The sequence below is a fragment of the Streptomyces sp. NPDC051561 genome, from assembly GCF_044454195.1.
Classification (GTDB): domain Bacteria; phylum Actinomycetota; class Actinomycetes; order Streptomycetales; family Streptomycetaceae; genus Streptomyces.
On record NZ_JBITDM010000017.1, the window covers coordinates 55787 to 81100 of the forward strand.

The 25314-nt window shown below is 70.5% G+C and carries 18 protein-coding genes; 9 read left to right on the forward strand and 9 right to left on the reverse strand.

Annotated features, from left to right (window positions below):
- Positions 1 to 84: 84 nt before the first annotated feature.
- From coaE to rpsA, 3 genes are all read right to left on the reverse strand, one after another.
- A complete protein-coding gene (coaE, locus tag ACIA73_RS29840) occupies positions 85 to 690 on the reverse strand; it encodes a dephospho-CoA kinase (RefSeq protein WP_399441924.1) in 606 nt (201 codons plus the stop codon).
- Positions 691 to 735: 45 nt separating this feature from the next.
- Positions 736 to 1674 (reverse strand): PAC2 family protein, encoded by a 939-nt coding sequence (locus tag ACIA73_RS29845; protein WP_399441925.1) that lies wholly within the window; start codon positions 1672 to 1674, stop codon positions 736 to 738.
- A gap of 294 nt (positions 1675 to 1968) precedes the next feature.
- Complete coding sequence (gene rpsA, locus ACIA73_RS29850; protein WP_398415866.1) at positions 1969 to 3483, reverse strand: 30S ribosomal protein S1; 1515 nt, start codon at positions 3481 to 3483, stop codon at positions 1969 to 1971.
- A gap of 384 nt (positions 3484 to 3867) precedes the next feature.
- Between rpsA and ACIA73_RS29855 the strand changes: the two genes are divergently transcribed.
- Complete coding sequence (locus tag ACIA73_RS29855; protein ID WP_399441926.1) at positions 3868 to 4734, forward strand: class I SAM-dependent methyltransferase; 867 nt, start codon at positions 3868 to 3870, stop codon at positions 4732 to 4734.
- A gap of 157 nt (positions 4735 to 4891) precedes the next feature.
- Here the strand turns inward: ACIA73_RS29855 and hrpB are convergent, their stop codons facing one another.
- The 4 genes from hrpB to ACIA73_RS29875 form a co-directional block, all read right to left on the reverse strand.
- The gene (hrpB, locus tag ACIA73_RS29860) at positions 4892 to 7408 is read right to left on the reverse strand and encodes an ATP-dependent helicase HrpB (protein ID WP_399441927.1); all 2517 of its coding nucleotides are present in this window, start codon (positions 7406 to 7408) and stop codon (positions 4892 to 4894) included.
- Positions 7409 to 7463: 55 nt separating this feature from the next.
- Complete coding sequence (locus ACIA73_RS29865) at positions 7464 to 8456, reverse strand: DUF3068 domain-containing protein (protein ID WP_399441928.1); 993 nt, start codon at positions 8454 to 8456, stop codon at positions 7464 to 7466.
- Between the two features lie 15 nt (positions 8457 to 8471).
- Positions 8472 to 8609, reverse strand: a complete 138-nt coding sequence (locus ACIA73_RS29870) for an SPW_0924 family protein (RefSeq protein ID WP_399441929.1) — start codon at positions 8607 to 8609, stop codon at positions 8472 to 8474.
- Between the two features lie 195 nt (positions 8610 to 8804).
- Positions 8805 to 10586: a lytic murein transglycosylase gene (locus ACIA73_RS29875; protein ID WP_399441930.1), complete on the reverse strand. Its 1782-nt coding sequence runs from the start codon at positions 10584 to 10586 to the stop codon at positions 8805 to 8807.
- Positions 10587 to 10808: 222 nt separating this feature from the next.
- Between ACIA73_RS29875 and ACIA73_RS29880 the strand changes: the two genes are divergently transcribed.
- Entirely contained in the window at positions 10809 to 11639 is an 831-nt protein-coding gene (locus tag ACIA73_RS29880; RefSeq protein ID WP_399441931.1) for a DUF4184 family protein, read from the forward strand.
- 78 nt (positions 11640 to 11717) lie between these two features.
- Here ACIA73_RS29880 and polA read toward each other — a convergent pair whose 3' ends face one another.
- Positions 11718 to 14459 carry a DNA polymerase I gene (polA, locus tag ACIA73_RS29885; protein ID WP_399441932.1) on the reverse strand — a complete coding sequence of 914 codons (2742 nt, stop codon included), beginning with the start codon at positions 14457 to 14459 and terminating at the stop codon, positions 11718 to 11720.
- Between the two features lie 149 nt (positions 14460 to 14608).
- Between polA and ACIA73_RS29890 the strand changes: the two genes are divergently transcribed.
- Together ACIA73_RS29890 and ACIA73_RS29895 are read left to right on the forward strand one after the other, a co-directional pair.
- Positions 14609 to 16888, forward strand: coding sequence for an FdhF/YdeP family oxidoreductase (locus ACIA73_RS29890; protein WP_399441933.1), 2280 nt, complete (start codon positions 14609 to 14611; stop codon positions 16886 to 16888).
- A gap of 100 nt (positions 16889 to 16988) precedes the next feature.
- Positions 16989 to 17450, forward strand: coding sequence for a PaaI family thioesterase (locus tag ACIA73_RS29895; protein WP_399441934.1), 462 nt, complete (start codon positions 16989 to 16991; stop codon positions 17448 to 17450).
- A 58-nt stretch (positions 17451 to 17508) separates the two neighbouring features.
- Here the strand turns inward: ACIA73_RS29895 and ACIA73_RS29900 are convergent, their stop codons facing one another.
- Positions 17509 to 19413, reverse strand: a complete 1905-nt coding sequence (locus tag ACIA73_RS29900; RefSeq protein ID WP_399441935.1) for a Xaa-Pro dipeptidyl-peptidase — start codon at positions 19411 to 19413, stop codon at positions 17509 to 17511.
- 230 nt (positions 19414 to 19643) lie between these two features.
- On the opposite strand from ACIA73_RS29900, the gene ACIA73_RS29905 reads away from it, so the two are divergent.
- The 5 genes from ACIA73_RS29905 to ACIA73_RS29925 all read left to right on the forward strand — a co-directional run bounded on the left by ACIA73_RS29905 (position 19644) and on the right by ACIA73_RS29925 (position 25313).
- Positions 19644 to 20093: a hypothetical protein gene (locus tag ACIA73_RS29905; protein WP_399441936.1), complete on the forward strand. Its 450-nt coding sequence runs from the start codon at positions 19644 to 19646 to the stop codon at positions 20091 to 20093.
- Between the two features lie 308 nt (positions 20094 to 20401).
- Positions 20402 to 20863, forward strand: a complete 462-nt coding sequence (locus tag ACIA73_RS29910) for a hypothetical protein (RefSeq protein ID WP_399441937.1) — start codon at positions 20402 to 20404, stop codon at positions 20861 to 20863.
- Between the two features lie 306 nt (positions 20864 to 21169).
- Entirely contained in the window at positions 21170 to 22408 is a 1239-nt protein-coding gene (locus tag ACIA73_RS29915) for a branched-chain amino acid ABC transporter substrate-binding protein (RefSeq protein ID WP_399441938.1), read from the forward strand.
- Positions 22409 to 22509: 101 nt separating this feature from the next.
- On the forward strand, positions 22510 to 23442 hold the full coding sequence (locus ACIA73_RS29920) for a branched-chain amino acid ABC transporter permease (protein ID WP_399441939.1): 933 nt from the start codon (positions 22510 to 22512) through the stop codon (positions 23440 to 23442).
- Between the two features lie 5 nt (positions 23443 to 23447).
- A complete protein-coding gene (locus tag ACIA73_RS29925; protein ID WP_399441940.1) occupies positions 23448 to 25313 on the forward strand; it encodes a branched-chain amino acid ABC transporter permease in 1866 nt (621 codons plus the stop codon).
- Position 25314: the final 1 nt, after the last annotated feature.

Sequence of the window (25314 nt, forward strand, 5' to 3'; positions counted from 1 at the left end):
GGGGCACACGTACACACGCCGGGGCACACGTCCACACACAGGGAGCCCCTGGCTCTGACCGCCCAGTGGTAGGACTCCCCCGTTCTACCCCCCCAGCCCCGCCCGCTCCCTGAGCTCCGCCCACACCTTGCGCACCTGCGGTTCCAGTGCTTCCAGCGGGCCGTCGTTGTCGATCACCCGGTCCGCGACGGCGAGCCGCTGTTCCCGGGTGGCCTGCGCCGCCATCCGTCCGCGCGCGTCCTCCTCGGAGGTGCCCCGCAGCCGTACCAGCCGGTCCAACTGTGTGGCGGGCGAGGCATCCACGACGACCACCAGGTCGTAGAGCGGCGCCAGGGCGTTCTCCGTCAGCAGGGGTACGTCATGGATGACGACCGCGTCGTCGTCGGCCGCCCGCTCCAGCTCCGCCGACCGTGCCCCGACCAGCGGATGCACGATCCCGTTGAGGATCTTCAGCTTCTGGGGATCGGCGAAGACGATCGCCCCCAGCGCCGGCCGGTCCAGGGCGCCGTCCGGCGCGAGGATGTCCTCGCCGAACGCCGCCACCACGGCGTCGAGCCCGGGAGTCCCGGGCTCGACGACCTCACGCGCGATTCTGTCCGCGTCGACGACGACCGCGCCGTACGACGCGAGAAGCCGCGACACCTCACTCTTGCCGGCGCCGATACCACCGGTCAGGCCCACTTTCAGCATGGCCAGCAGCTTAGGGCCTGTCTTTGGGCGCATCCCCCGGGCGGTCTAGAGGTCGCCCTCCCGCTCGGCGAGGAACTTCTCGAATTCCAGGCCGATCTCGTCCGCCGACGGCAGGTCCTTGGCCTCCGCGACCAGGCTGCCGCGGGTCTCCGCGCCGGCCATCGCGTCGTACTGGTGCTCAAGTCCCTGGACCAGCGCGACCAGTTCCTCGTCGCCCTCGCCGACCTGACGGTCGATCTCGTCCTGGGTGCGCCGTGCCTCGGTGCGCAGCGCGTGCGCCACCGACGGCAGGACCAGGCCGGTCGCCGCGGTGATCGCCTCCAGGACGGTCAGCGCCGAATCCGGGTAGGCGGATCGCGCCACATAGTGCGGAACGTGGGCCGCGACGCCGAGCACATCGTGCCCCGCCTCCGTCAGCCGGTACTCCACCAACGACTCCGCCGACCCGGGCACCTGCGCCTCGTCGAACGGGCTGCGGTGCCCCGGCACCAGGTCGGTGCGGTTGCCGTGCGGAGTGAGTCCCACCGGGCGGGTGTGCGGGACACCCATCGGTATCCCGTGGAAATTCACCGCCAGCCGCACGCCGAGCCGCTCCACGATCTGCCGTACGGCAGCCGAGAAACGCTCCCACTCCACATCCGGCTCCGGCCCGGCGAGCACCAGGAACGGCGCCCCCGTGGCGTCCTGCACCAGATGCACTTCGAGTGACGGGGTCTCGTAGTCCGTCCACTGGTCACGCTTGAACGTGAGCAGCGGCCTGCGCGCCCGGTAGTCGACCAGCCGGTCGTGGTCGAAGCGGGCCACCACCTGGTGCGGCAGTGTGTCGAGCAGCTTCTCGACGATCTGGTCGCCGGTTTCTCCCGCGTCGATGTAGCCGTCGAAGTGGTAGAGCATGACAAGTCCGGCCGACTCCTGGGCCAGCGCCATGTCGACGACTGCCAGCCCCTTCGGCTCCCATGAGTACAGACCCTGCGGATCAATCACGATTCCCGCTACCTCCTCGGTGGTTCACAGAGAAGAACGTGTCGCGGGGCCCCGGCATTCCCAACTGGCGCGTTGATCGCTCGTACGAGTGCAGATCGCCCGGTCAGGGAACCGGTCCCGCACAGTCCGGTCCAGCAGGTCCAGCAGGTCCAGCACGATCCGGTCCAGCAGGTCCGGACATGCGGCGAGGCCCGCTCCCCCGGAGGGGAACGGGCCTCGCTGTTCAGCCAGTTCAGCTGTCGACCGCCTCAGCCGGAGCGAGGGCGGTCACGCGGACCGGTGAGGGTCAGAGCTTCAGCTCTGGCCGCCCGCCAGCTTCTCGCGCAGGGCAGCCAGGGCCTCGTCCGACGCCAGGGCGCCGGAGTTGTCGTCCGACTCCGAGGAGTACGAACCGCCCGAGATACCGGCGCTGGCGCTGCCACCGGCGGCGGCGGCCGGAGCGGCCGCACCCTCGGCAGCGGCGGCCTCGTCGGCCTCGCGGGACTTGATGACCTGGGCCTGGTGCTGCTCGAAGCGCGTCTGCGCCTCGGCGTACTGACCCTCCCAAGCCTCACGCTGGGTCTCGAAGCCCTCGAGCCAGTCGTTCGTCTCGGGGTCGAAGCCCTCGGGGTAGATGTAGTTGCCCTGGTCGTCGTACGACGCGGCCATGCCGTAGAGGGTCGGGTCGAACTCGACCGAGGCCGGGTCGGCACCGAAGGACTCGTTGGCCTGCTTCAGCGACAGCGAGATCCGGCGACGCTCAAGGTCGATGTCGATGACCTTGACGAAGATCTCGTCGTTGACCTGGACGACCTGCTCCGGGATCTCCACGTGGCGCTCGGCCAGCTCGGAGATGTGGACCAGACCCTCGATGCCCTCGTCGACGCGGACGAACGCACCGAACGGAACCAGCTTGGTGACCTTGCCGGGAACGACCTGGCCGATCTGGTGCGTACGGGCGAACTGCTGCCACGGGTCTTCCTGCGTCGCCTTCAGCGACAGGGAGACACGCTCGCGGTCCATGTCGACGTCGAGAACCTCGACGGTGACTTCCTGGCCGACCTCGACAACCTCGGACGGGTGGTCGATGTGCTTCCAGGAGAGCTCGGAGACGTGCACGAGACCGTCGACGCCACCCAGGTCCACGAAGGCACCGAAGTTGACGATCGAGGAAACGACGCCGGAGCGGACCTGACCCTTCTGGAGGGTCGTGAGGAACGTCTGGCGAACCTCGGACTGGGTCTGCTCAAGCCAGGCACGGCGGGACAGGACCACGTTGTTGCGGTTCTTGTCCAGCTCGATGATCTTGGCTTCGAGCTCCTTGCCCACGTAGGGCTGGAGGTCGCGGACGCGGCGCATCTCGACGAGGGAGGCCGGCAGGAAGCCGCGGAGGCCGATGTCGAGGATGAGACCACCCTTGACGACCTCGATGACGGTACCGGTGACGATGCCGTCTTCTTCCTTGATCTTCTCGATGGTGCCCCAGGCGCGCTCGTACTGTGCGCGCTTCTTCGAGAGGATCAGGCGACCTTCCTTGTCCTCCTTCTGGAGAACCAGGGCCTCGATCTCGTCACCGACGGCGACGACCTCGTTCGGGTCGACGTCGTGCTTGATCGAGAGCTCGCGGCTCGGGATCACGCCTTCGGTCTTGTAACCGATGTCGAGGAGGACCTCGTCGCGGTCGACCTTGACGATGACGCCGTCAACGATGTCGCCATCGTTGAAGTACTTGATCGTCTCGTCGATCGCCGCGAGGAACGCGTCCGCGTCGCCGATGTCGTTGACCGCAACCTGCGGAGTGGTGGCGGTGGTCTCGGTGCTGCTCGTCATGTGGGAAAGGGCTCCGGTACGGACAGAAGTCGTAGGTACTGCTACGCCGTGAGCCTGTCGCTCTGCAGAAGCCGGACAGCCGAAGAGGCACCGAGCTGGAAAAGCCGCAAGGCGCCTCGAAAACCGAGGAGACATACATACAGATACGAGCGCGGCCTGCTAGGTCTGAGGCGCGCAGGCTCGCAGCGCAACTTGTAGCATACGGGGGCTGCCGTGCAGGGTCAATGCGCGAAGGCGCACACCCGGGGCGGAAAGCCCCATACCCGGCACAACTCAGGTTCGCCGAGGCCACAATGGCCCTTCCGCCCACTTTCGGTGTCGCAGCGAAGCTGCCTGCGAGGGACCGGTCGGGCGGAGCCTACTCAGACGATTCAGACGGGCGCAATGATCCACGAGGACGACGCTTTCGAGGCCCTTGACGTGTTCGGTGACTCCACGGAGCCGGACGATCCCGAACCGGAGGCGACCAGGCGCGCGGCCGGCGACGGCGAGAGCAGCCGGGCCAGCCGGGGCTGGTGGGACCGCAACGCGGACGACTACCAGCTGGAGCACGGGACCTTCCTGGGGGACGACCGCTTCGTGTGGTGCCCCGAGGGCCTGGACGAGGTGGAGGCGGAGCTGCTGGGCCCCGCCGACTCCCTCAAGGGGCTCGATGTGCTGGAGATCGGCGCGGGGGCGGCGCAGTGCTCGCGCTGGCTGGTCTCGCAGGGGGCCCGCCCGGTCGCGGTGGACCTCTCGCACCGCCAGCTGCAGCACGCGCTGCGGATCGGTGGCGGCGAGGACGGGGTACGGCTGGTGCAGGCGGACGCGGGGGTGCTGCCGTTCGCGGACGGTTCCTTCGATCTGGCGTGCTCGGCGTACGGGGCGGTGCCGTTCGTGGCGGACCCGGTGAAGGTGTTCCGCGAGGTGCACCGGGTGCTGCGGCCCGGCGGGCGCTGGGTCTTCTCGGTGACCCACCCGGTGCGCTGGGCGTTCCCGGACGAGCCGGGCCCCGAGGGCCTCTCGGTCTCCGCCTCCTACTTCGACCGCGTCCCCTACGTGGAGCAGGACGAGCGGGGCAACGCGGTCTACGTCGAGCACCACCGCACCCTCGGCGACCGCGTCCGCGACGTGATCGCGGGCGGCTTCCGGCTGGTCGACCTGGTGGAGCCGGAGTGGCCGGCCTGGAACACGGCGGAGTGGGGCGGCTGGTCGCCCCTGCGCGGCAACCTGATCCCGGGCACGGCCATCTTCGTGTGCGAACGCGACTGACTGCCGGGGCCGCGGTGCTCCTGAAGACCCGGGCGGGACGGGGTGGCGGTACGGCAATGGGGTGCCGCCACCCGAGGGGGAGGGTGGGGTCGGCGCCCCGCGTGGCGGGGGCCCCGGCCGGTCAGGCGTCGGCGGTGCCGGCGAGGGCGGCGGACCCCTACCTCCGCAGCCTCGCGTTCGTGCTGCGCGTGGCCGCCACCGCGCCCGGGTCCTCCGGCCAGGGGTGTTTCGGGTAGCGGCCCCGCAGTTCCGCCCGTACTCCCCGGTAGCCGTCCTTCCAGAAGGACGCCAGGTCCGCCGTCACCGCGGCCGGCCGCCCCGCCGGTGAGAGCAGGTGCACCAGCACCGGCACCCCCGGCCGGCCGCCCACCCTGGGCGTCTCGGCCAGGCCGAACATCTCCTGCAACTTGACTGCCAGCACCGGCTGCTCTCCGCCGTAGTCCACCCGGATCCGGGACCCGCTCGGCACCTCGATGCGCTCCGGCGCCAGCTCGTCCAGCCGGGACGCCTCGCCGGTCGCCCACGGCAGGAGCCGTTGCAGCGCCTGCCCGGCCTCGATGCGCCCGAGGTCGGCGCGCCGCCGGGCCCGCGACAGCTCGGGCTCCAGCCATTCCTCCGCCCGCGCGGCCAGCGCCTCGTCCGAGACGTCCGGCCACGGCGCCCCCAACTCCCGGTGCAGGAAGGCGAGTCGCTCGCGCAGGCCCGCCGCGTCGCGGGTCCACCGCAGCAGCCCGAGGCCCTCCCGGTGCAGGCCGTCCCGCAGCGCCTCGTACACACGGGCGCGGGGGGCGTCCTTGAGCGGCCGTACGGTCAGCTCGACGGCACCGAGCCGTTCCACCCGCCGGGCGACGACGTCCCCGCTCTCCCAGTGCACCTCCTCGCCCGAGGCGAGCAGGTGCTGTGCGGCGAGGCGCGCGGTGTCCTCGTCGATCACCGCGGCGAGGCGCACCCGGGCGGACGCGGAGTGCGAGGGCCGGTCGGCGACCGCCACCGCGAGCCACTCGGCGGTGCGCAGCCGCGACCCGTCCGTCACCTCGGCCCCGGTCCCGGAGACCATCAGGAACGCGCCCGCGCCCCGGGCCTTCGCCACCCGCTCGGGAAACGCCAGCGCGGCCACCAGACCCGCCGCCGCGTCGTCGGAGAGGCCGCCGCCACCGGCGGTGGGCCCCTCCTGCGCCACCTGCGAGGCCAGTCGCCGTGCCTCCTGCTTCCAGCGCGCCCCGTACCCGTCGCTGCCCCGGCGGGCCGCGCGCCAGGCGGCCGCCAGGTCGTCGCCGTACTCCCTCGGCGGTTCCTCGCTCAGCAGGGCCACCAGCTCGGCGGCCCTGCGGGAGCCGATCCGCTGGGCGCCGTCGAGGAGGGCGCGTCCCAGTCGGGGGTGCAGGCCGAGCCGGGACAGCCGTAGCCCCCGCGCGGTCGCCCGGCCGTCCGCGCCGACGGCGCCGACCGCCGTCAGTACCTCGCGGGCCGCCGCCATCGCACCGGCCGGGGGTGCGTCGAGCAGGGCGAGGCCGGAGGCGTCGGGGTCACCCCAGCAGGCGGCCTGGAGGGCGAAGGCGGTGAGGTCGGCGACCTTGATCTCGGGGTTGGGAAAGCCGGGGAGGCGGGTTTCCTCCGCTTCGTCCCAGCAGCGGTACGCCGCGCCGGGGGCCTCGCGTCCGGCGCGTCCGGCGCGCTGGCGCAAGGACGCGCGGGACGCCCGTACCGTCGTCAGCGCGCTCAGGCCGCGGGCGTGGTCGGTGCGCGGTTCGCGGGCGAGGCCGGAGTCGACGACGATCCGCACCCCGGGGACGGTCAGGCTGGACTCGGCGACGGAGGTGGCCAGGACCACCCGACGGCCGGTGCCGGAGCCCGCGAGGACCGCGTCCTGGACGGCGGCCGGGGCCCGTCCGTGGACTTGCAGCACCTCGGCGCCGACGCCGCTCAACTGCCCTGCCACCCGGGCGATTTCGCCCACGCCGGGGAGGAAGCAGAGGACGTCTCCGGTGCGTTCGGCGAGCGCCCGGCGGACGACGGAGGCGACGTGGGCGAGCTGGGCCGGGTCGACCCGCATGCCGTGCGGCGGGCGGACCGGCCGGACGGGCGGGGCCCACACCGTTTCCACCGGGAAGGAGACACCGTGCGCCTCCACCACCGGTGCACCGCCCAGGAGTTGGGCCCAGCCCGCCGCGTCCGTGGTGGCGGAGGCCGCCAGCAGGCGCAGCTCCGGGCGGAGGGTTTCGCGTACGTCGAGGAGGAAGGCTGCGACGGTGTCGGCGTCGAGGTGCCGCTCGTGGCACTCGTCGAGGACGACGGTGTCGGTGCCGGTCAGCTCCTGGTCGCGCTGGAGGCGTTGGAGCAGTACGCCGGTGGTGACGACCTCCACGACGGTCTTCGGGCCCACCTTGCGCTCGCCCCGGACGGTGAAGCCGACGCGCTCGCCGGCCTGCTCGCCGAGCAGCCAGGCCATCCGGCGGGCGGCGGCGCGGGCGGCGATGCGGCGGGGCTCGGCCACCACCACCCGTCGCGCCGGGCCCGCACCGACGAGCCCGGCGAGGACCAGCGGCACCAGGGTCGTCTTGCCGGTGCCGGGCGGCGCGCACAGCACGGCGGTGCCGTGGCTGTCCAGCGCCTCGGTGAGGGCGGGGACGGCGGTGCGGACGGGCAGCAGGTCGAGGGCGTCGGTGCGGATCACCTGGACAGTGTCGTACGAACGGAGGGTGGCGTACGAGGGCGGGGCGCGCCCCGGGTCAGGTGGCGACCGGAGCCCTCGCGGCCGGCGGCGCAGGCTCCCCCGCCGGGCGGCGGCTCTTCGCCTCCAGCCACAGGGAGAGGGCGAGCAGGATCAGGCCCAGGGTGAGGAAGCCCCAGGGGAGGTAGGAGGTGAGGAGGAGGATCAGGGTGCGGTTGGACTTGACGAGGGCGACGGTCGAGTCGACGTAGTCCGCGCGCATCTTGACGTGGCCGGAGAACGCGGTGACCTTGTCGCGGCCGGCCAGCAGGCTGCCGCCGCGCATCTCCTCCTGGTGGATCTCCTCGCCGTTGACGGGGGCGCCGGTCACCGGGTCGACCCAGAACATCCGCTTGGTCGTGTACCACATGCTGGTGCCGGTCTGCTTCTCCAGCTTGGTGGAGTCGATGCCGGGCATGGGCATCTTCTTCGGGTAGCGGACCTTGGTCCAGGGGATGGTCTGCTCGAAGTAGTAGACCTCCAGACCGCGGAAGGTCTGGGTGCCCCTGTAGTGGATGGGGGCGGTCTTGAGGGCGCGGTAGTCGTAGTACTCGTAGTCGCGCTTCTCGGTGAGGAAGGGCCACTTGTACTCGATGCCCTGGCGCTGGACCGCGTCGCCGTCGACCATTTCGCCGGTGGCGTGCACCGGGTCCTGGGTGTGCGCGTCGAAGATGTAGCGCTCGGGGATGGACGAGATCATCTTGCCGTCGGGCCCGGCGACGTACGAGAGCGTGTCCCAGACGACCACGTCACGCCCGGCCGTCGCCTCGATCTTCTCGGACTCCTCGACGTTGCCCTTGAGGGTCTGCACGATGGTCAGCTTCTCGACCTGCTTGGCCTGCATGGTGCCGTAGTCGACGAGGGTGGCGGGCTTCGCCTCCAGGACGACCTCCTGGTACTGGCTGGGCGGGATCTTGGCCAGCCTCGGGAAGGCGTACCAGCGCAAGAGCGGGGAGAGCGCGGCGAAGAACACCGCGAAGGCGAGCAGGATCAGGCTGGCTTTGCGTCGCATCTGCGGCTCGCCCCCTTACTTCTTCGGGCCCGGGATCGTGGTCAGCAGCGGCTTCGGCGAGGTCTCGCCGGGCGGCATGCCGATCGCGGTGATGGTGAGGACCAGGGCGAACGCGGCGGCCAGTCCGACGGCAGCGGCGATGAGTGCACGCATGGCCCGACTCCCTCCCGGTGAGCGGTTTCTGACGTACCGTCAGCGAGTGGGCACCGTAGCAACGGGGGCGTCAGAGGGGAATGGGCGGGGACGACGGAACGCCGGTGGGCCGAGGTTTCCCTCGGCCCACCGGCGTGGGTGGTGCATGGCGATGTGCGGTGCCGCGCAGCGGGCTTTCCCGATACCGCTTCGGCGTTACGGCTTCGGCGTGGTCGCCGGTGCGGTCGGTGTCGTCGTGGGCGGTGTCGTCGGGTCGGTGGTGGGCGGAGTGGTCGGCGGGGTGGTGGGCGCCGCCGTGACCGTCAGTTCGACGTTCAGCACGATGTCGTCCGCGACGATCCGCAAGGTGTACGTCCCGGCCGTGCCGTCCGCGTACAGCTTGGGCAGCTTCACCGTGCCGTCGGCAGCCGTGACGAGACCGCCGATGGTGCGGACCGCCGTGCCGTCCGCGGCCTTGAAGTAGGGGCCCTTGGTGCCGACGACGACCGCGGACACCTTGGCACCGGCGAGGGCCTTGCCCGCGTTGGTGGCCTTGACCTCGACCAGGTCCGCGAAGGCGGCCCCCGTCTCGGCCTTGAGGGCGGTGTCGGAGGTGCGGACGAGCTTGTCGGTCTTCGGGGCGGCGGGCTTGGCCGTGACGGACGCCCAGAACTCGGCGACCGGGGCGCCGGGCGCACTCGCCCGGATCACGAACGAGCCCGCCTTCTCGCCCGCCGCGAGGACCGGCGCGGTCGCGATGCCGTCCTTGCCGGTGGTGACGGTGGTGCGCAGCGCGTTGCCCGGGAAGCGGGCGCCGGTGGCTCCGACCAGGACGAAGTCGACCTTGACGCCCGCGACCGGTTTGGCCGTGGCGGACTGGGCGCGCACCGCGGGACGGGCGGCGAAGTCGCCGCCCGCGACGGCGGTCAGCTTCTGGCCGCCGACGAACGCCAGCTTGGAGACTCCCGCCGGGATGGTCGGCTTCGTGGGCGGGGTCGGCCTGGGCGGCTTCGTCGGCTTGGTCGGCGGGGTCGGCTTGGGGCCGGGGGTGGTGGGCCCGGGGCCCGGAGTGCTGGGGCCGGGGGCCGGGGTGGTCGGACCTGGCCCGGGACCGGGACCGGCGCCGGGGCCCGCTCCCTGGCCCGCTCCGGGACCCGCGGTGGGCGGACTGTTGGGCTCCGGGGCGGACGGCTGGACACCGGAGCCGTCGGGGACCTCGTGGGTGCCGCGGTTGTAGAACTCGTACCAGGACAGGACCGTGCGCAGATACTCCTGCGAGTGGTTGTAGCTGAGGATCGCCTTGTCGCGGTCCGCGGCGACGGTCATGTCGCGGGAGCCCGCGCAGAGGTAGTGACCGGCGGCGAGGGCGGCGTCGTAGATGTTGTTCGGATCCTTGCGGCCGTCGCCGTTGCCGTCCTTGCCGTTGCGGGCCCAGGTCGACGGGATGAACTGCATCGGGCCGATCGCCCTGTCGTACGTGGAGTCGCCGTCGAACTCGCCCTTGTCGGTGTCCGAGATGTTGGCGAAGCCGATGCCGTTGAGGACCGGGCCGCGGATCGGCTTGAGGGTTTTGCCCTGGGCGTCGACCTGGCCGCCGCGCGCCTGCCCGGACTCCACCTTGCCGATGGCGGCGAGGAGCTGCCACGGCAGCCGGCAGGAGGGATCGGCTGCCTCGACGGCAGCCTGTGCCTTCTTGTAGGCGTCCAGGACGGTTGCCGGAAGGCCCGCCTCCGCCGCACCGGCCGGGGTGGTGCCGCCGGGGCCGGGGGTGGTGGTCGGGTCCGGGGTGCCGGGGGTGCCCAGCGGTGGCAGGTCCGTGTAGTAGGGGGAGTTTCCGGAGGCCGCCGACTCGGGCTTCGGTTTCGCGCCGGCCGTCTGTCCGTCGTACGTCCCCACGGCTCCGGGGGCCTGTGACGCGGACAGCGCGGCCACGGCTATCGCGGCGACCGCTGTGGTGGTCGCCCCCTTGCGCAAACGGCGACCGAACTGTGCTGCCATGCGAGTGGTCCCTCCCCATCGGCGGCGGTACGCGCTCCCCAGCGCGACGACCCACGTGACACTACGACAACTCCCCGCGCCCGAACACCGGCTTCTGTGCGCTTTTCACCAGTTCGACACCTGAGAAACTCCTGAAGAACCGGCACCGAAGGTCCCGCATACTGAACGTTATTGATCGCTGAAGGGCACTTCTGCCCAGCAGTTCACGCCTGGGGGACAAGGGTGCCGTTCACACTCAGCCATGCCGCAGCAGTGCTGCCCGGGATCCGGCGGGACGGCACCGGGCGGGGGCCCTTCCTCGCCTCCGCCCTGGTGGCCGGGTCCTTCGCCCCGGACCTGACGTACTACGCCGCGTCGGCCGTTCCCGGCGCGATGGTGTTCGGCGACTTCACGCACTCGGTGGCGGGTGTTCTCACGGTGGACGTCCTCTGCACGGCGCTGCTGGTGGGGCTGTGGCTGCTGGTGCGGGAACCGCTGGTGGCGCTGGTGCCCCGGCGGGGGCGGGGGCGGGTGTACGGGGTGGTGCGCGGTGCCCGCTGGGGTGGTCTCTCCGCGGCTTTGGCGGGGCGGTTCGTGCTGTCGGCTGTGGTGGGGGCGGCGAGTCATGTGGCGTGGGATCTTTTCACGCATCCCGGGCGGCTCGGGATGGAGCTGTTCCCGGTGCTCGGGGAGCGGATCGGGGGGTTGCCGCTCTACACGTACGCGCAGTACGGGACTTCGGCGCTGGCGGCGGTGGGGCTGGGCTGGTTCCTGGTGAGGGCCTGGCGGGGCCAGGGAGGTGGAGGTGAAGTGCCCTCCGCGGTACCGGAGTTGACCTCCCGGCAGCGGGTCGTGGGGGCGGTGCTGATTCTCGGCTGCGCGGGGCTCGCGGCGGTGGTGCGGTGTGTACGGTGGGCGGCCGCCCAGACGGTTTCGCTGCGGGCGTTCGACTTCGTGCCGACGTTCTGCTTCGGGGCGGGGGCCGGGCTGCTGGTGGGGTTGGTGCTGTACGTGGGGCTGGTGGGGCGGTGGCGGAGGGTCTCGCCCGAGGTGGGGCGGGTGCCGGTTCCGTAGCAGCAGGGGGCGGGGAGGACGGACAAGGGGTGCGACCTCCGACGGAGTCGCACCCCCAGGCATCCCGGACGTCAGGTCTCAGTGGGCCGCGGACTCCCAGTCCGCGCCGACGCCCACCGACACGTCCAGCGGCGCGCGCAGCTCCACCGCTCCGGCCATCTCGCGGCGGACGATGCCCTCGACCTGTTCACGCTCCCCGGACGCGATCTCCAGAACGATTTCGTCATGCACCTGGAGCAGCATGCGCGAGGTCATTCCTGCCTTCTCCAGGGCCGCGTCCACGTTGAGCATGGCGACCTTGACGATGTCGGCCGCCGTGCCCTGGATCGGGGCGTTGAGGGCCATGCGTTCGGCCATCTCACGGCGCTGGCGGTTGTCGCTGTTGAGGTCGGGGAGGTAGCGGCGGCGGCCGAGCATGGTCTCGGTGTAGCCGGTGGCGCGGGCCTCCTCGACGGCTCGCTGGAGGTAGTCCTGGACGCCTCCGAAGCGTTCGAAGAAGGTGTTCATGAGGCCTCGGGCCTCACCGGCGTCGATGTTGAGCTGCTGGGAGAGGCCGAAGGCGGACAGGCCGTAGGCGAGGCCGTACGACATGGCCTTGATCTTGCGGCGCATCTCGGGGTCGACCGCGGAGCGCTCCACGCCGAAGACCTGGGAGGCGACCGTGGTGTGCAGGTCCTCGCCGGACTTGAACGCCTCGATCAGGCCCGCGTCCTCGGACAGGTGGGCCATCACCCGGAGTTCGATCTGGCTGTAGTCGGCCGTCATCAGACAGTCGTAGCCCTCGCCGACGACGAAGCCACGGCGGATGGCGCGGCCCTCGTCGGTGCGGACCGGGATGTTCTGGAGGTTGGGCTCGGTGGAGGAGAGGCGGCCGGTGGCCGCGACCGTCTGGTTGAAGGTGGTGTGGATGCGGCCGTCGGCGGCGACGGTCTTGATCAGGCCTTCGACGGTGACCCGGAGCTTGGCCTGCTCACGGTGGCGGAGCATGATCACCGGGAGTTCGTGCTCGGTCTGGCCGGCCAGCCAGGCCAGGGCGTCGGCGTCGGTGGTGTAGCCGGTTTTGGTCTTCTTGGTCTTGGGGAGTGCGAGCTCGCCGAAGAGGATCTCCTGGAGCTGCTTGGGCGAGCCCAGGTTGAACTCGCGGCCCGCCGCTTCGTGCGCCTCGCCGACCGCCTGCTGCACGGCGCCCGCGAACTGCTGCTCCATGGCGGTCAGATGGTCGCGGTCGGCGGCGATGCCGTGCCGCTCCAGGCGGGCCAGGAGGATGGAGGTGGGGAGTTCCACGTCGTGCAGGAGGCCGGTGGCGCCGACCTCGCCGAGCTTCTCGGTGAAGGCCGCGCCGAGGTCGAGGACGGTGCGCGCCTGGGTCATCAGGGCGTCGGCCTCGGCCCGGTCGTCCTCCTCGGAGCCGAACGCCAGCTGGCCGTCGGCGACGGCCGCCGGGGCCAGCTCGCGGCCCAGGTATTCGACCGAGAGCGCGTCGAGGGCGAAGGAGCGGCGGCCGGGCTTGACCAGGTAGGCGGCGAGCGCGGTGTCCATGGTGACCCCGGCGACCTGCCAGCCGTGCTCGGGGAAGACCCGCATCACGGCCTTGGCGTTGTGCAGCACCTTGGGGCGGCCCGCGTCGGCGATCCAGGCGGCGAAGGCCTTCTCGTCGGCCTCGTCGATCGTGGCGGGGTCGAACCAGGCGGCCTTGCCGTCGCCGTCGGCGAGGGCGACCTCGGTGACGTTTCCGGTGCCCAGCGCCCAGGTGTCGACGGTGGCCACACCGAGCGGCTGCGCCCCGTGCGCGGCCAGCCACGGGGCCAGCTCGCCGGCGCCCAGGACGGACCCGTCCAGCTCGATCCCGGCGGCCGGGGCCTCGGTCTCCTCCTCGGCGGCACCCGGGTCGACCGCGTACAGCCGCTCGCGCAGCGAGGGGTTGCGGATCTCCAGTACGTCCAGAACGCCGGCCACCGCCTCGCGGTCGTACGGCGCACGCTCCAGGTCGGTGGGGCCCTTGGCCAGCTCCACGTCGCGCACCATCTCGGTGAGCTTGCGGTTCAGCTTGACGGCGTCCAGGTGGTCCCGGAAATTCTGTCCGGCCTTGCCCTTGACCTCCTCGGCGCGCTCCACCAGGTCGGCGAACGAACCGAACTGGTTGATCCACTTCGCGGCGGTCTTCTCGCCGACGCCGGGGATGCCGGGGAGGTTGTCGGACGGGTCGCCGCGCAGCGCCGCGAAGTCCGGGTACTGCTGGGGGGTCAGCCCGTACTTCTCCTCGACCTTCCCCGGGGTGAACCGGGTCAGCTCGGAGACGCCCTTGGTCGGGTAGAGGACGGTGACGTGCTCGGTGATCAGCTGGAACGAATCGCGGTCGCCGGTCACGATCAGCACGTCGAACCCGGCCTCCTCGGCCTGGGTGGCGAGGGTCGCGATCACGTCGTCGGCCTCGAAGCCGTCGATGGCGAACCGGTCGACGTGCATCGCGTCGAGCAGTTCACCGATCAGCTCGACCTGGCCCTTGAACTCGTCGGGGGTCTTGGAGCGGTTCGCCTTGTACTCGGGGAACTCCTCGGAGCGCCAGGTCTTGCGGGACACGTCGAACGCCACCGCGAGGTGCGTGGGCGCCTCGTCGCGCAGCGTGTTCGCCAGCATCGACGCAAAACCGTAGATGGCGTTGGTCGGCTGGCCGCTCGCCGTCGTGAAGTTCTCCGCGGGCAGCGCGAAGAACGCCCGGTACGCCAGGGAGTGCCCGTCCATGAGGAGCAGGCGGGGACGGCCGCCCGAGGTCTCGGCGGTCGGCTTGTCTGCGGTCTTCTTCGCTGCTGTCTTTGCCACGCCCCCGATCCTAGGCGGCGCCACTGACAATCCCGTCCCCGTCACCGCCCGGCCCGGCCCTCGGGGACGCGCTGTCAGTGCGTCGTGACAGGATCGAAGACGTACAGCAGGAAAGCTCGGAGAAGATCCACCGCTCGAAGGGGAGCGCCATGGCAGCGAAGCCGCCCGCAGGGGACCCGGTCCAGGACGCGCCCGAGGTCGCCTCCCCGCAGCACGCCGCCGCCGGTCTGCCCGCCATCGCGCACACGCTGCGGATGGCCCACGAGCAGATGGGCGCGGTGCGCACCGCGCGCACTCTCCTCAAGGTCAACCAGAAGGACGGCTTCGACTGCCCCGGCTGCGCCTGGCCGGAGGAGGACAAGCGGCACACGGCGGAGTTCTGCGAGAACGGTGCGAAGGCCGTCGCCGAGGAAGCCACCCTGCGCAGGGTCACCCCGGCGTTCTTCGCCGCGCATCCACTCTCCGCACTGGCCGGGCGCAGCGGGTACTGGCTGGGGCAGCAGGGCCGGATCACCGAGCCGATGTATCTGGCCGAGGGGTCGGACCGGTACGAGCCGGTGACCTGGGAGCGGGCCTTCGAGCTGATCGCCGGGGAGCTGAAGTCGCTCGACTCCCCCGACGAGGCGCTGTTCTACACCTCGGGCCGCACCAGCAACGAGGCGGCGTTCCTGTTCCAGCTGTTCGCCCGCGAGTTCGGCACCAACAACCTGCCCGACTGCTCCAACATGTGCCACGAGTCGTCGGGCTCGGCGCTGACGGAGACCATCGGCGTCGGCAAGGGCAGCGTCTCCCTGGAAGACCTGCACCGGGCCGACCTGATCATCGTCGCCGGGCAGAACCCGGGCACCAACCACCCGCGGATGCTGACCGCGCTGGAGAAGGCCAAGCACGCCGGCGCGAAGATCATCTCGGTGAATCCGCTGCCGGAGGCGGGGCTGGAGAGGTTCAAGAACCCGCAGACCCCGCAGGGCATGCTCAAGGGCACCGCCCTGACCGACCTCTTCCTGCAGATCCGGCTCGGCGGCGACCAGGCCCTCTTCCGCCTGCTCAACAAGCTGATCCTGCGGACCGAGGGTGCGGTCGACGAGCTGTTCGTACGGGAACACACTCATGGGTACGAGGAGTTCGCGGCGGCGGCGGAGGCGGCCGACTGGGACGAGACGCTGACCGCGACCGGGCTGGAGCGTGCCGACATCGAGCGCGCCCTGCGCATGGTGCTGGACTCCGAGCGGGTCATCGTGTGCTGGGCGATGGGCCTGACCCAGCACAAGCACTCGGTGCCGACCATCCGTGAGGTGGTCAACTTCCTGCTGCTGCGCGGCAACATCGGCCGCACCGGCGCCGGGGTCTGCCCCGTGCGCGGGCACTCCAACGTCCAGGGCGACCGCACCATGGGCATCTTCGAGCGCCCCGCACCGGCCTTCCTGGACGCCCTCGACAAGGAGTTCGGCATCACCTCGCCCCGCCACCACGGGTACGACGTGGTCCGCGCCATCCAGGCGCTGCGCGACGGCGACGCCAAGGTGTTCTTCGCGATGGGCGGCAATTTCGTCTCGGCCACCCCCGACACCCATGTCACCGAAGCGGCCATGCGGAAGGCGAGGCTCACCGTTCATGTCTCGACCAAGCTGAACCGCTCGCACGTGGTCACCGGTACCCGCGCCCTGATCCTGCCCACCCTGGGGCGCACCGACAAGGACGTGCAGAAGAGCGGCAAGCAGTTCGTCACGGTCGAGGACTCGATGAGCATGGTGCACGCCTCGCGCGGCAATCTGCCGCCCGCGGGCCCCCATCTGCTCTCCGAACCGGCCATCGTCGCCCGGATGGCCCGTGCCACCCTCGGCGCCGGATCCGCCACCCCGTGGGAGGAGTTCGAGCAGGACTACGCGAGCATCCGCGACCGGATCTCCCGGGTCGTCCCCGGCTTCAAGGACTTCAACGCCCGGGTGGCCAGGCCCGGCGGCTTCACCCTGCCGCACGGCCCCCGCGACGAGCGCCGTTTCCCCACCGCCACCGGCAGGGCCAACTTCACGGCCGCCCCCGTCGAGTACCCCGAGCTCCCGGCCGGGCGCCTGCTGTTGCAGACGCTGCGCTCGCACGACCAGTACAACACCACCATCTACGGCCTCGACGACCGCTACCGGGGCATCAAGGACGGCCGCCGCGTCGTCATGGTCAACCCCGAGGACGCCCGCGAGCTCGGGCTGGCCGACGGCTCGTACACCGATCTGGTCAGCGAGTGGAAGGACGGCGTCGAGCGGCGCGCGCCCGGCTTCCGGGTGGTCCACTACCCGACCGCCCGGGGCTGCGCGGCCGCCTACTACCCGGAGACCAACGTGCTGGTTCCGCTGGACGCGACGGCGGACACCAGCAACACCCCCGCCAGCAAGTCCGTGATCGTACGTCTGGAACAATCACCGACCACCTGAGCGTTCGCTTAGGCGAGCAGCTGAGAGTCCCTGGCCGAGTAGTCGAGGTCCGCCGCGCCGGCGGGCCCCCCGGCCACGTACACCGATCGGAGCCTGGCCCATGGGTGAGAAGTCCACCGCGAAGTTCCCGCAGGAGGTCATCGACGAGTACGCCACCCTCGGCGTCGACATCGTCTCCCTCTTCTCCGCCGGGCACCTGGGCAACCGGATGGGCGTCGAGCTCGTCGAGGCGTCCGCCGACCGTGTCGTCGGCACCATGCCGGTCGAGGGCAACACCCAGCCGTACGGGCTGCTGCACGGCGGCGCGTCGGCCGTGCTCGCCGAGACGCTGGGCTCGGTGGGCGCGATGCTGCACGGCGGCAGCGGCAAGCTGGCCGTGGGCGTCGACCTCAACTGCACCCACCACCGGGGTGCCCGCAGCGGCCTGGTGACCGGTGTGGCTACCCCGGTCCACCGCGGGCGCTCCACCGCGACGTACGAGATCGTCATCACCGACGACCAGGACAAGCGGGTCTGCACGGCCCGTCTGACCTGCATGCTGCGCGACGCCCCGCAGGCGTAGTACAGGCGAGGGCCCGGCCGCCGTCGATCCGGCGACCGGCCCTCCGTTCAGCCCCCGGTCACCGGCTGACCGGCAGCGTCACACTGCTCACCCCGGCCCTGACCGTCATCGTGGTCCCGGCCGGGTAGCGCAGCGTGTAGTCGTGGTCCGTCGAGATCAGCACCACGCCGAGGCGGTGCCCCTTCTTGAAGACGTACTCCTGCGGCTGCATCCCCCATTTCAGCCCGTACTCCCGGCCCTCGACCACCTTGTCCTGGCGGGAGAAGGAGTTCCGGTTGCGGGCGTCCAGCCAGCCGCGCGACACGATCTTGAAGTCGGCGGTCTCGGTGCGGTGTTTCGTCCGGTACGTACAGCCGGTGTCACCCGGGATGCCCTGCCCGTAGCAGACCGGCGGCTGCGAGGTGTCCTGAGCCAGCCCCGCCGTCGCCCGGGTGTCCTTCCCGTAGTCGACGAGCAGCGCCGTCACATACGGTGACGTTCCCTTCAGCGAGGCGCGCACCGAAATCCGCGGTGTTCCGTTGATCCGCAGGTCCTGCTTGAGCGGTCCCGTGGTGTACGCCAGCCGGTTCGCGTGCGCCGTCTGCGGCGAGGCCGCCAGCTGCTCGGCCCGCACCGTACGGCCCGCGTCCGTCAGCGACTGCCTGACCGGGAGCCCCGGCCACGGCGAGAGCCCCTGGGCGTTCAGCCGCAGCGTCTCCTCCCGGGTGCCGCGCGCGGGCCAGTCCGACTGCTGCTTCCAGGTGAAGTCCGCCTGTTCGACCTCCACCTTCGGCGCGTCCAGCGCCCCGTTCTCCAGCCCGTAGAGCCAGTGGTCGAACCACTGGTGGGTCTGCCTCAGCCACTCCTCCATCCGGAGCGGCATGGGGTTGCTGTGCCCGGCCTGGTGCAGCCACATCTTGCGCGGCACGTGGTTCTTCTTCAGGGCTTCCCACAGCTGGACGGAGTGCTTGGTCTTCACGTTCCAGTCGTTGAAGCCGTGCACCACGAAGACTCCGGCCTTGATGTTCCCGATGTCCTTGAGGTAGTCGCGCTCCTTCCAGAACGGACCGTAGTCCCCTCTCACCCGGTCCTGATCGACCGTCAGCCTGTCGTGCACGGAGGCACAAGTCTCGGGATTCGTACGGCTGTTGACACCCTTGGCGAGGATGTCGGTGTCCTCGCCCTGGTAGCCGCCGGGGGCGACGACGCCGCCACCCGCCCGGTAGTAGTCGTACCAGGAGGAGATTCCGGAGATCGGCACGATCGCCTTGAGGCCCTTGACCCCGGTGGCGGCGACGGCGGTGGGCAGGGTGCCGTTGTAGGAGATGCCCATCATCGCGGAGTTGCCCGTCGACCAGGTGGCGGCGACCGGTTTCCCGTCCGGGTCCCAGCCCTTGGCGCGACCGGCCAGCCAGTCGACCGCCGCCTTCGCGCCGAGGGTCTCGTTGCGCCCGCCGGAGGTGGAGCAGCCGGTGGCCGCGCCCGAACCGACGTTGTCGACCTCGGCGACGGCGTATCCGCGCGGCAGGTAGTAGTTGTCGTAGTAACCGCCGTAGGTGAAGGGGCCGTTGGCCGCCAGCGACGGCTTGCGGGTGTCCGCCAGGGCGCGCTTGCCGCCGAACGGCAGTCCGTCCCCGTCGAGGTCGACGTTGTGGAACGGTACGTCGGGCCCGCCGCCCCAGTAGGGGCTGGCCTCGATGATCGTGGCGACCTTCAGTCCGGCGTCGGTCTCCTTGGGGCGCAGGATCCGCATCCGGATCGTGTCCCGCCTGCCGTCGTGGTCGCTGTCCACCTCGGTCTCGACGTCGACCTGCTGGTAAAGGGCGTCGGCCCGCGAAAAGACGGGCTCGGTACGGTTGTTGACGACCTTCAGGGCGGGGGCGGACCCCGCGGGGCCCTCGTCGGACCGGGCGGCGGCAGGCGTGGGCAGCGCCGCGACCAGGGAAGCGGCCAGCGCCGCCATGCCCCACTTCCGTACCGTCACCGCTCTTGTACGTACTGCGTCGGCTCTCGCCATCGTGCCTGCCTCCAAGGGCCCCGGAAACGACGATCGCGCGGGAAGCGCGCACACATTCCACCGCGTCCGCCCCGTACGCACCAGAGGGCGACAGCGGTCGGCATCCGCAACGGCCGCGGCCGGCGGCGGGGCCGGGGCGACGCTTGTACCGGGGCGCGGATCTGTCGCGCCTGCGGCCCAACACGTAGCTTGGAAAGGTGAGTTCAGCAGAAGTACGGGCCCGGAGGGCACGCGCGGGGTGCGCACTCGCCCTGCTCGCCGCCCTCGCCGGTACGACCGCGTGCGGCCAATCGGGCACGCCCCGCGGCGGCCCCGCCGCCACCTCTTCCGCCACGGCGGGCGCCGCGGAGAAGTCCGCCACCGCGCGCCCCCCGAACCCCGTCGAGGTGTGCACCTCCCTGGTCGGCTACTGGGTGAAGGAGGCCCTCCGGGGCAGCAAGTGGGCCGGTATCGACTGGGAGCAGAAGGGCCTGTCCAACGAGCGGTTCGAGCTCCACGACAAGGTCCTGGCCGAAGCCCGCGCCGAGCAGAAGAAGAACGGGACTGCCGCGGCCGAGAAGCTCGCCGACCGACGGATCCGCGAGGAGTGCGTACGGCACAACGGCGCCACCGGCAGCTCCGAGAACTGGCGCGAACCCACCCCGTGACCGGCATCGGTCCCGTCGAGAGCGCCCGCCCGGAAGACACCGGGAGCCCCGGGGGCACCGCCGGTACCGCGCGACCACCCCCCGGACACCCCGGCGCGGCCACCGAATCGGGGGCGGCCACGGAATCGGGGACGGCCACCAGCGCGGGGCCCGGCCGCGACCCCCACCGCCCCGAGGTACTCACCACCCGCCATCGCCGTAACGCATCGCCCGGTGCATTCAACTCCCTCGCCTCTCACCCCACTTGGCGCCTGGCGGGACGCCGGTCGGCCCTCGCGGCAGGCGCCGTCGCCGCTCTCGTACTCGCCGTGAGCCAGCTCCGTAATCCTCACGCCGAGCCGCGCCCCACCCCGGCCCCCGGGCTGATCACCCAGGTCACCTATCTGGGCCTGGCCGGCCCTCTTGACCGGCGGAACCGGAGCTTCAGTTTCCGCATCCGGATCTCCGTCGACGAGGACGCCCCAGCCCGCCCGGTACTCGTCGAGGCGATCCACCAGCCCTTCCCCTCCCTGACCCTCCACGCCACACCCGCGCCCCCGCTCTTCGTGGGTCCCGGCACGCCCCGGAGCACCACCCTGAGGATCGCCGTCAGGACCTGCTCCGGGGTGCCACGCGGAGTTTCCCTGCCCGCTCTCGACATAACTCTGCGTAACAGTCACCGTGTGCAGATCATGGGCTGCGCACTGGGTGCCGCCTACGCCGCGGACCTGGAGGGCGCGCTCACCCGGCTCTGCCCTCCGTCAGTACCAAGATCACCCCAAGCCCCTTAGCGGAACTGCCAGTTCTCACCATGCGAGAAGAAGACACACCGGCCAAAAGGCCGTTCTGTCCGGACTTGGGCATCAAGCTCTCGCCACGGCATAACAAGAGAGTCACATCCTGCGGCTACCGGCTCCCCGAGTCCTTCACCTGCGCTTAGAGTCACGGCCAGTCACCGCGCCGTCGGGCACGACTGCGAGCGACTGCCAGCAACTGGCACCAACAGTCCCGCAATGCCCTATCACCACGCCTTAGTTCGGCCGGCCAGCGCCACGGCGCCTCATCGCGAGGCGGCCGCGCCAGGGAAAGGATTCACCGTGCGACACCGTTCCTTGCTCATCCTCACCACTGTGCTCACCACCGGAGCACTCACCCTTACCGCTTGCGGATCGCGCGACGAAGGCGGCACGACCGGCGGCGGAACGGGGGGCAAGAAGACCACCGTGATCATCGGTGTCGACGCCCCGCTCACCGGTGACCTCTCCGCTCTCGGGCAGGGCATCAAGAACTCCGCGGACCTCGCGGCCAAGACCGCGAACAAGAACAACGAGGTCGCCGGCATCGAGTTCAAGATCGAGGCCCTCGACGACCAGGCGCTCCCGGCCACCGGCCAGGCCAACGCCACCAGCCTCGTCGGCAACAAGGACGTCGTCGGTGTGGTCGGCCCGCTCAACTCCGGCGTCGCCCAGTCCATGCAGGGCGTCTTCGACTCGGCGAAGCTGACCCAGGTCTCCCCCGCCAACACCAACCCCTCGCTCAGCCAGGGCGACAACTGGGGCAAGGGTGAGAAGAAGCGCACCTTCAAGAGCTACTTCCGCACCGCCACCACCGACGTCATCCAGGGCAAGTTCGCCGCGAACTACCTGTACAACGACGCCAAGAAGAAGAAGGTCTTCGTCGTCGACGACAAGCAGACCTACGGTGTCGGCCTCGGTTCGATCTTCGCCGAGGAGTTCAAGAAGCTCGGCGGCCAGGTCGTGGACACTGACCACGTCACCGTGAAGGAGAAGGACTTCTCCAGCACCGCCAACAAGATCAAGTCCTCCGGCGCGGACTCGGTCTACTTCGGTGGCCAGTACCCCGAGGGCGGCCTGCTCTCCGACCAGGTCAAGAAGGCCGGTGCCACCATCCCGGTCATGGGCGGCGACGGCATCTACGACCCCAAGTTCATCAGCGCCTCCGGCACGGCCAACGACGGTGACATCGCCACCTCCGTCGGCTTCCCCGTCGAGCAGCTGGACACGGCCAAGAAGTTCATCGCCGACTACAAGGCCGGCGGCTACAAGGACCCGTACGCGGCGTACGGCGGCTACTCCTACGACGCCGCCTGGTCCATCATCCAGGCCGTCAAGGCAACCGTGCAGGCCAACAACGGCAAGCTGCCGGAGAACCCGCGCGAGAAGGTCCTGGAAGCCATGTCCAAGGTCGCCTTCGACGGCGTGACCGGCAAGGTCGCCTTCGACGAGTTCGGTGACACCACGAACAAGCAGCTCACCGTCTACCAGGTCAAGGGCGGCGAGTGGAAGTCCGTGAAGAGCGAGACCTTCAAGGACTGACCCGCCCCAGCATTTCCCCGCACTGATCCCAAGACCGCGCGAGGACGCAAACAGCGCCCTCGCGCGGTGTCATATCCGACACGCTCATCGGAGGCCCTGCGGTGCACGAACTGCCGCAACAGCTGGTCGACGGTCTGGCCCTCGGTGCCCTGTATGGCCTCATCGCCATCGGGTACACCATGGTCTACGGCATCGTCCAGCTCATCAACTTCGCCCATGGCGAGATCTTCATGGTCGGGGGCTTCGGCGCCCTCACCACGTACCAGATCCTCCCCTCGGGGACCTCACTCGTGGTGGCCCTGCCCCTCATGCTCATAGGCGGAGCGATAGTCTCCGTGGCTGTCGCCACAGCCGCGGAACGCTTCGCGTACCGACCCCTGCGCGGAGCCCCGCGACTGGCACCACTCATCACCGCGATCGGCCTGTCGATCGCCCTCCAGCAACTCGTCTGGGGCTTCTACCCCGGCGCCAAGTCGTCCGTGAGCTTCCCCGAGTTCACCGGCGCCTCGATCAAGGTCTTCGACAACCTGGCGATCGACCGCGCCGACCTCTTCGTCTTCATCGCGGCCCCCGTCTGCATGGCGGCCCTCGGCCTCTTCGTCTCCAAGAGCCGCAGCGGACGCGCCATGCAGGCCACCAGCCAGGACCGCGACACCGCGAAGCTGATGGGCATCAACACCGACCGCATCATCGTGCTGGCCTTCGCGATCGGCGCCGCATTCGCCGCCGTCGCCGCCGTCGCGGACGGACTCGGCAAGGGCCAGCTCACCTTCGGCATGGGCTTCATCCTCGGACTGAAGGCCTTCACCGCGGCCGTGCTCGGTGGCATCGGCAACATCTACGGCGCCATGATCGGCGGGCTCGTCCTCGGTGTCGCCGAGACCCTCGCCACCGCCTACATCGCGCTCATCCCCGGCATGCAGCAGCTCGGCGGCGGCAGCTGGAAGGACGTCTGGGCCTTCGCCCTCCTCATCCTCGTACTGCTCTTCAGGCCCCAAGGTCTGCTGGGCGAACGCGTCGCGGACAGGGCGTGATCACCATGACCACAGACACCACCAAGCCCACCGGCGCATCCGAGCCCCCGGCGACCACCGAGGTCACCCCCGTCCTCGCCATGCCCGCCACCGCGGCACGGCACCTCGCCTCGGCGGGCGCGGTCCTCACCCTGGTCTCCACCTTCCTCGCCTGGACGTACACCGACGAGTTCCCCGGAAACCTCACCGTCACCGGATACCCCGGTGGCCTCCAGGTGATCGTCCTGGTCGGCGCGCTCCTCACCCTGCTGTACGCCGTCGCCGGCTACGGCGTCCGGGGCCTCGGCTGGCTCAACCCGAACAACAGCAACAACCCCGTCGCCCTCCTGGCCCTCGGCACCCTCGCCACGGCCTGGTTCACCGACATCGCCATCGCCGTACAACTCGGCGGACTCGCCCACCTCGACCCCGGCGCCTACCTCGCGGCCGTGGGCACCCTGGCTGCCTTCGTCGGCACGCTCGGCCTGCCCCTCGACCGCAAGACCAAGGCCGCACTGCCGAAGTGGAACTGGTTCCTCGCCGTCATCCTCGGCCTCGGCACCCTGTACCTGCTCTTCCGGTACATCCGGCTCGGCACCATCCCCCGCCAGGCCAAGCGCCCCAAGGAACTCCCCACCTGGGCCGAGATCCTGATCATCGTCGCCGTCTTCGGCATCGGACTCCTCGTCATCTCGTACGGGATCGACACCGAGTACTCCGAGCTCTTCATCGGCTACCTGATCACGGCGGGCATGGCCACCGCGGCCTTCGGCAAGGCCGGGCTCCTCGCCCGCCTCACCGCACTCACCTACAAGCACCGCGGCCTCACCATGACCGCCGCGTTCATCGCCGCGGCCTGCTTCCCGTTCACCCAGAGCACCGACACCTTCACGCTCATCGGTGTCAACATCCTCATCTTCGCCACCGTCGCCCTGGGCCTGAACATCGTCGTCGGCCTCGCCGGACTCCTCGACCTCGGCTACGTCGCCTTCCTCGGCGTCGGCGCCTACACGGCCGCCCTGGTCTCCGGAACCAGCTCCTCCGTCTTCGGCGTGCAGTTCCCCTTCTGGGCCGCGGCACTCAGTGGAGCGGCCGTCTCGCTGGTCTTCGGCGTCCTCATCGGCGCCCCCACCCTGCGACTGCGCGGCGACTACCTCGCCATCGTCACCCTCGGCTTCGGTGAGATCTTCCGCCTCACCGTCGCCAACCTCGACGGCGAAACGGGCCCCCGGGTCACCAACGGCCCCAACGGTGTCTCCAACGTCCCGCCGATCAACCTCTTCGGCTACGACTTCGGCGAGGAGCACAGCCTCTTCGGCATGGAGATCGGGAAGTTCACCAACTACTTCCTGCTGATGCTGCTCGCCACCCTGATCGTGGTGCTCGTCTTCCGCCGTGCCGGGGACTCCCGCATCGGCCGCGCCTGGGTCGCCATCCGCGAGGACGAGACCGCCGCCACCGCCATGGGCATCAACGGCTTCCGCGTGAAGCTCGTCGCCTTCGCACTCGGCGCCGCCCTCGCCGGACTCGCCGGCAGCGTCCAGGCACACGTCACCACCACCGTGGTCCCCGAGAGCTACCAGTTCGCCGGCCCCGTACCGCCCAACTCCGCGTTCCTGCTCGCGGCGGTCATCCTCGGCGGCATGGGCACCATCAGCGGACCCCTCCTCGGCGCATCCCTGCTCTACCTCCTCCCGGCGAAGCTCGCGTTCCTCAAGGACTTCCAGCTCCTCGGCTTCGGAATCGCCCTCATCCTGCTGATGCGCTTCCGTCCGGAAGGCCTCATCGCCAACCGGCGCGCCCAGCTCGAATACCACGAGACCGACCAGCTCGCCGTACCCGACCAACCCACACCCGGCACCGGCGTCGGCATCACGAAGGCGGGGGCGTGAA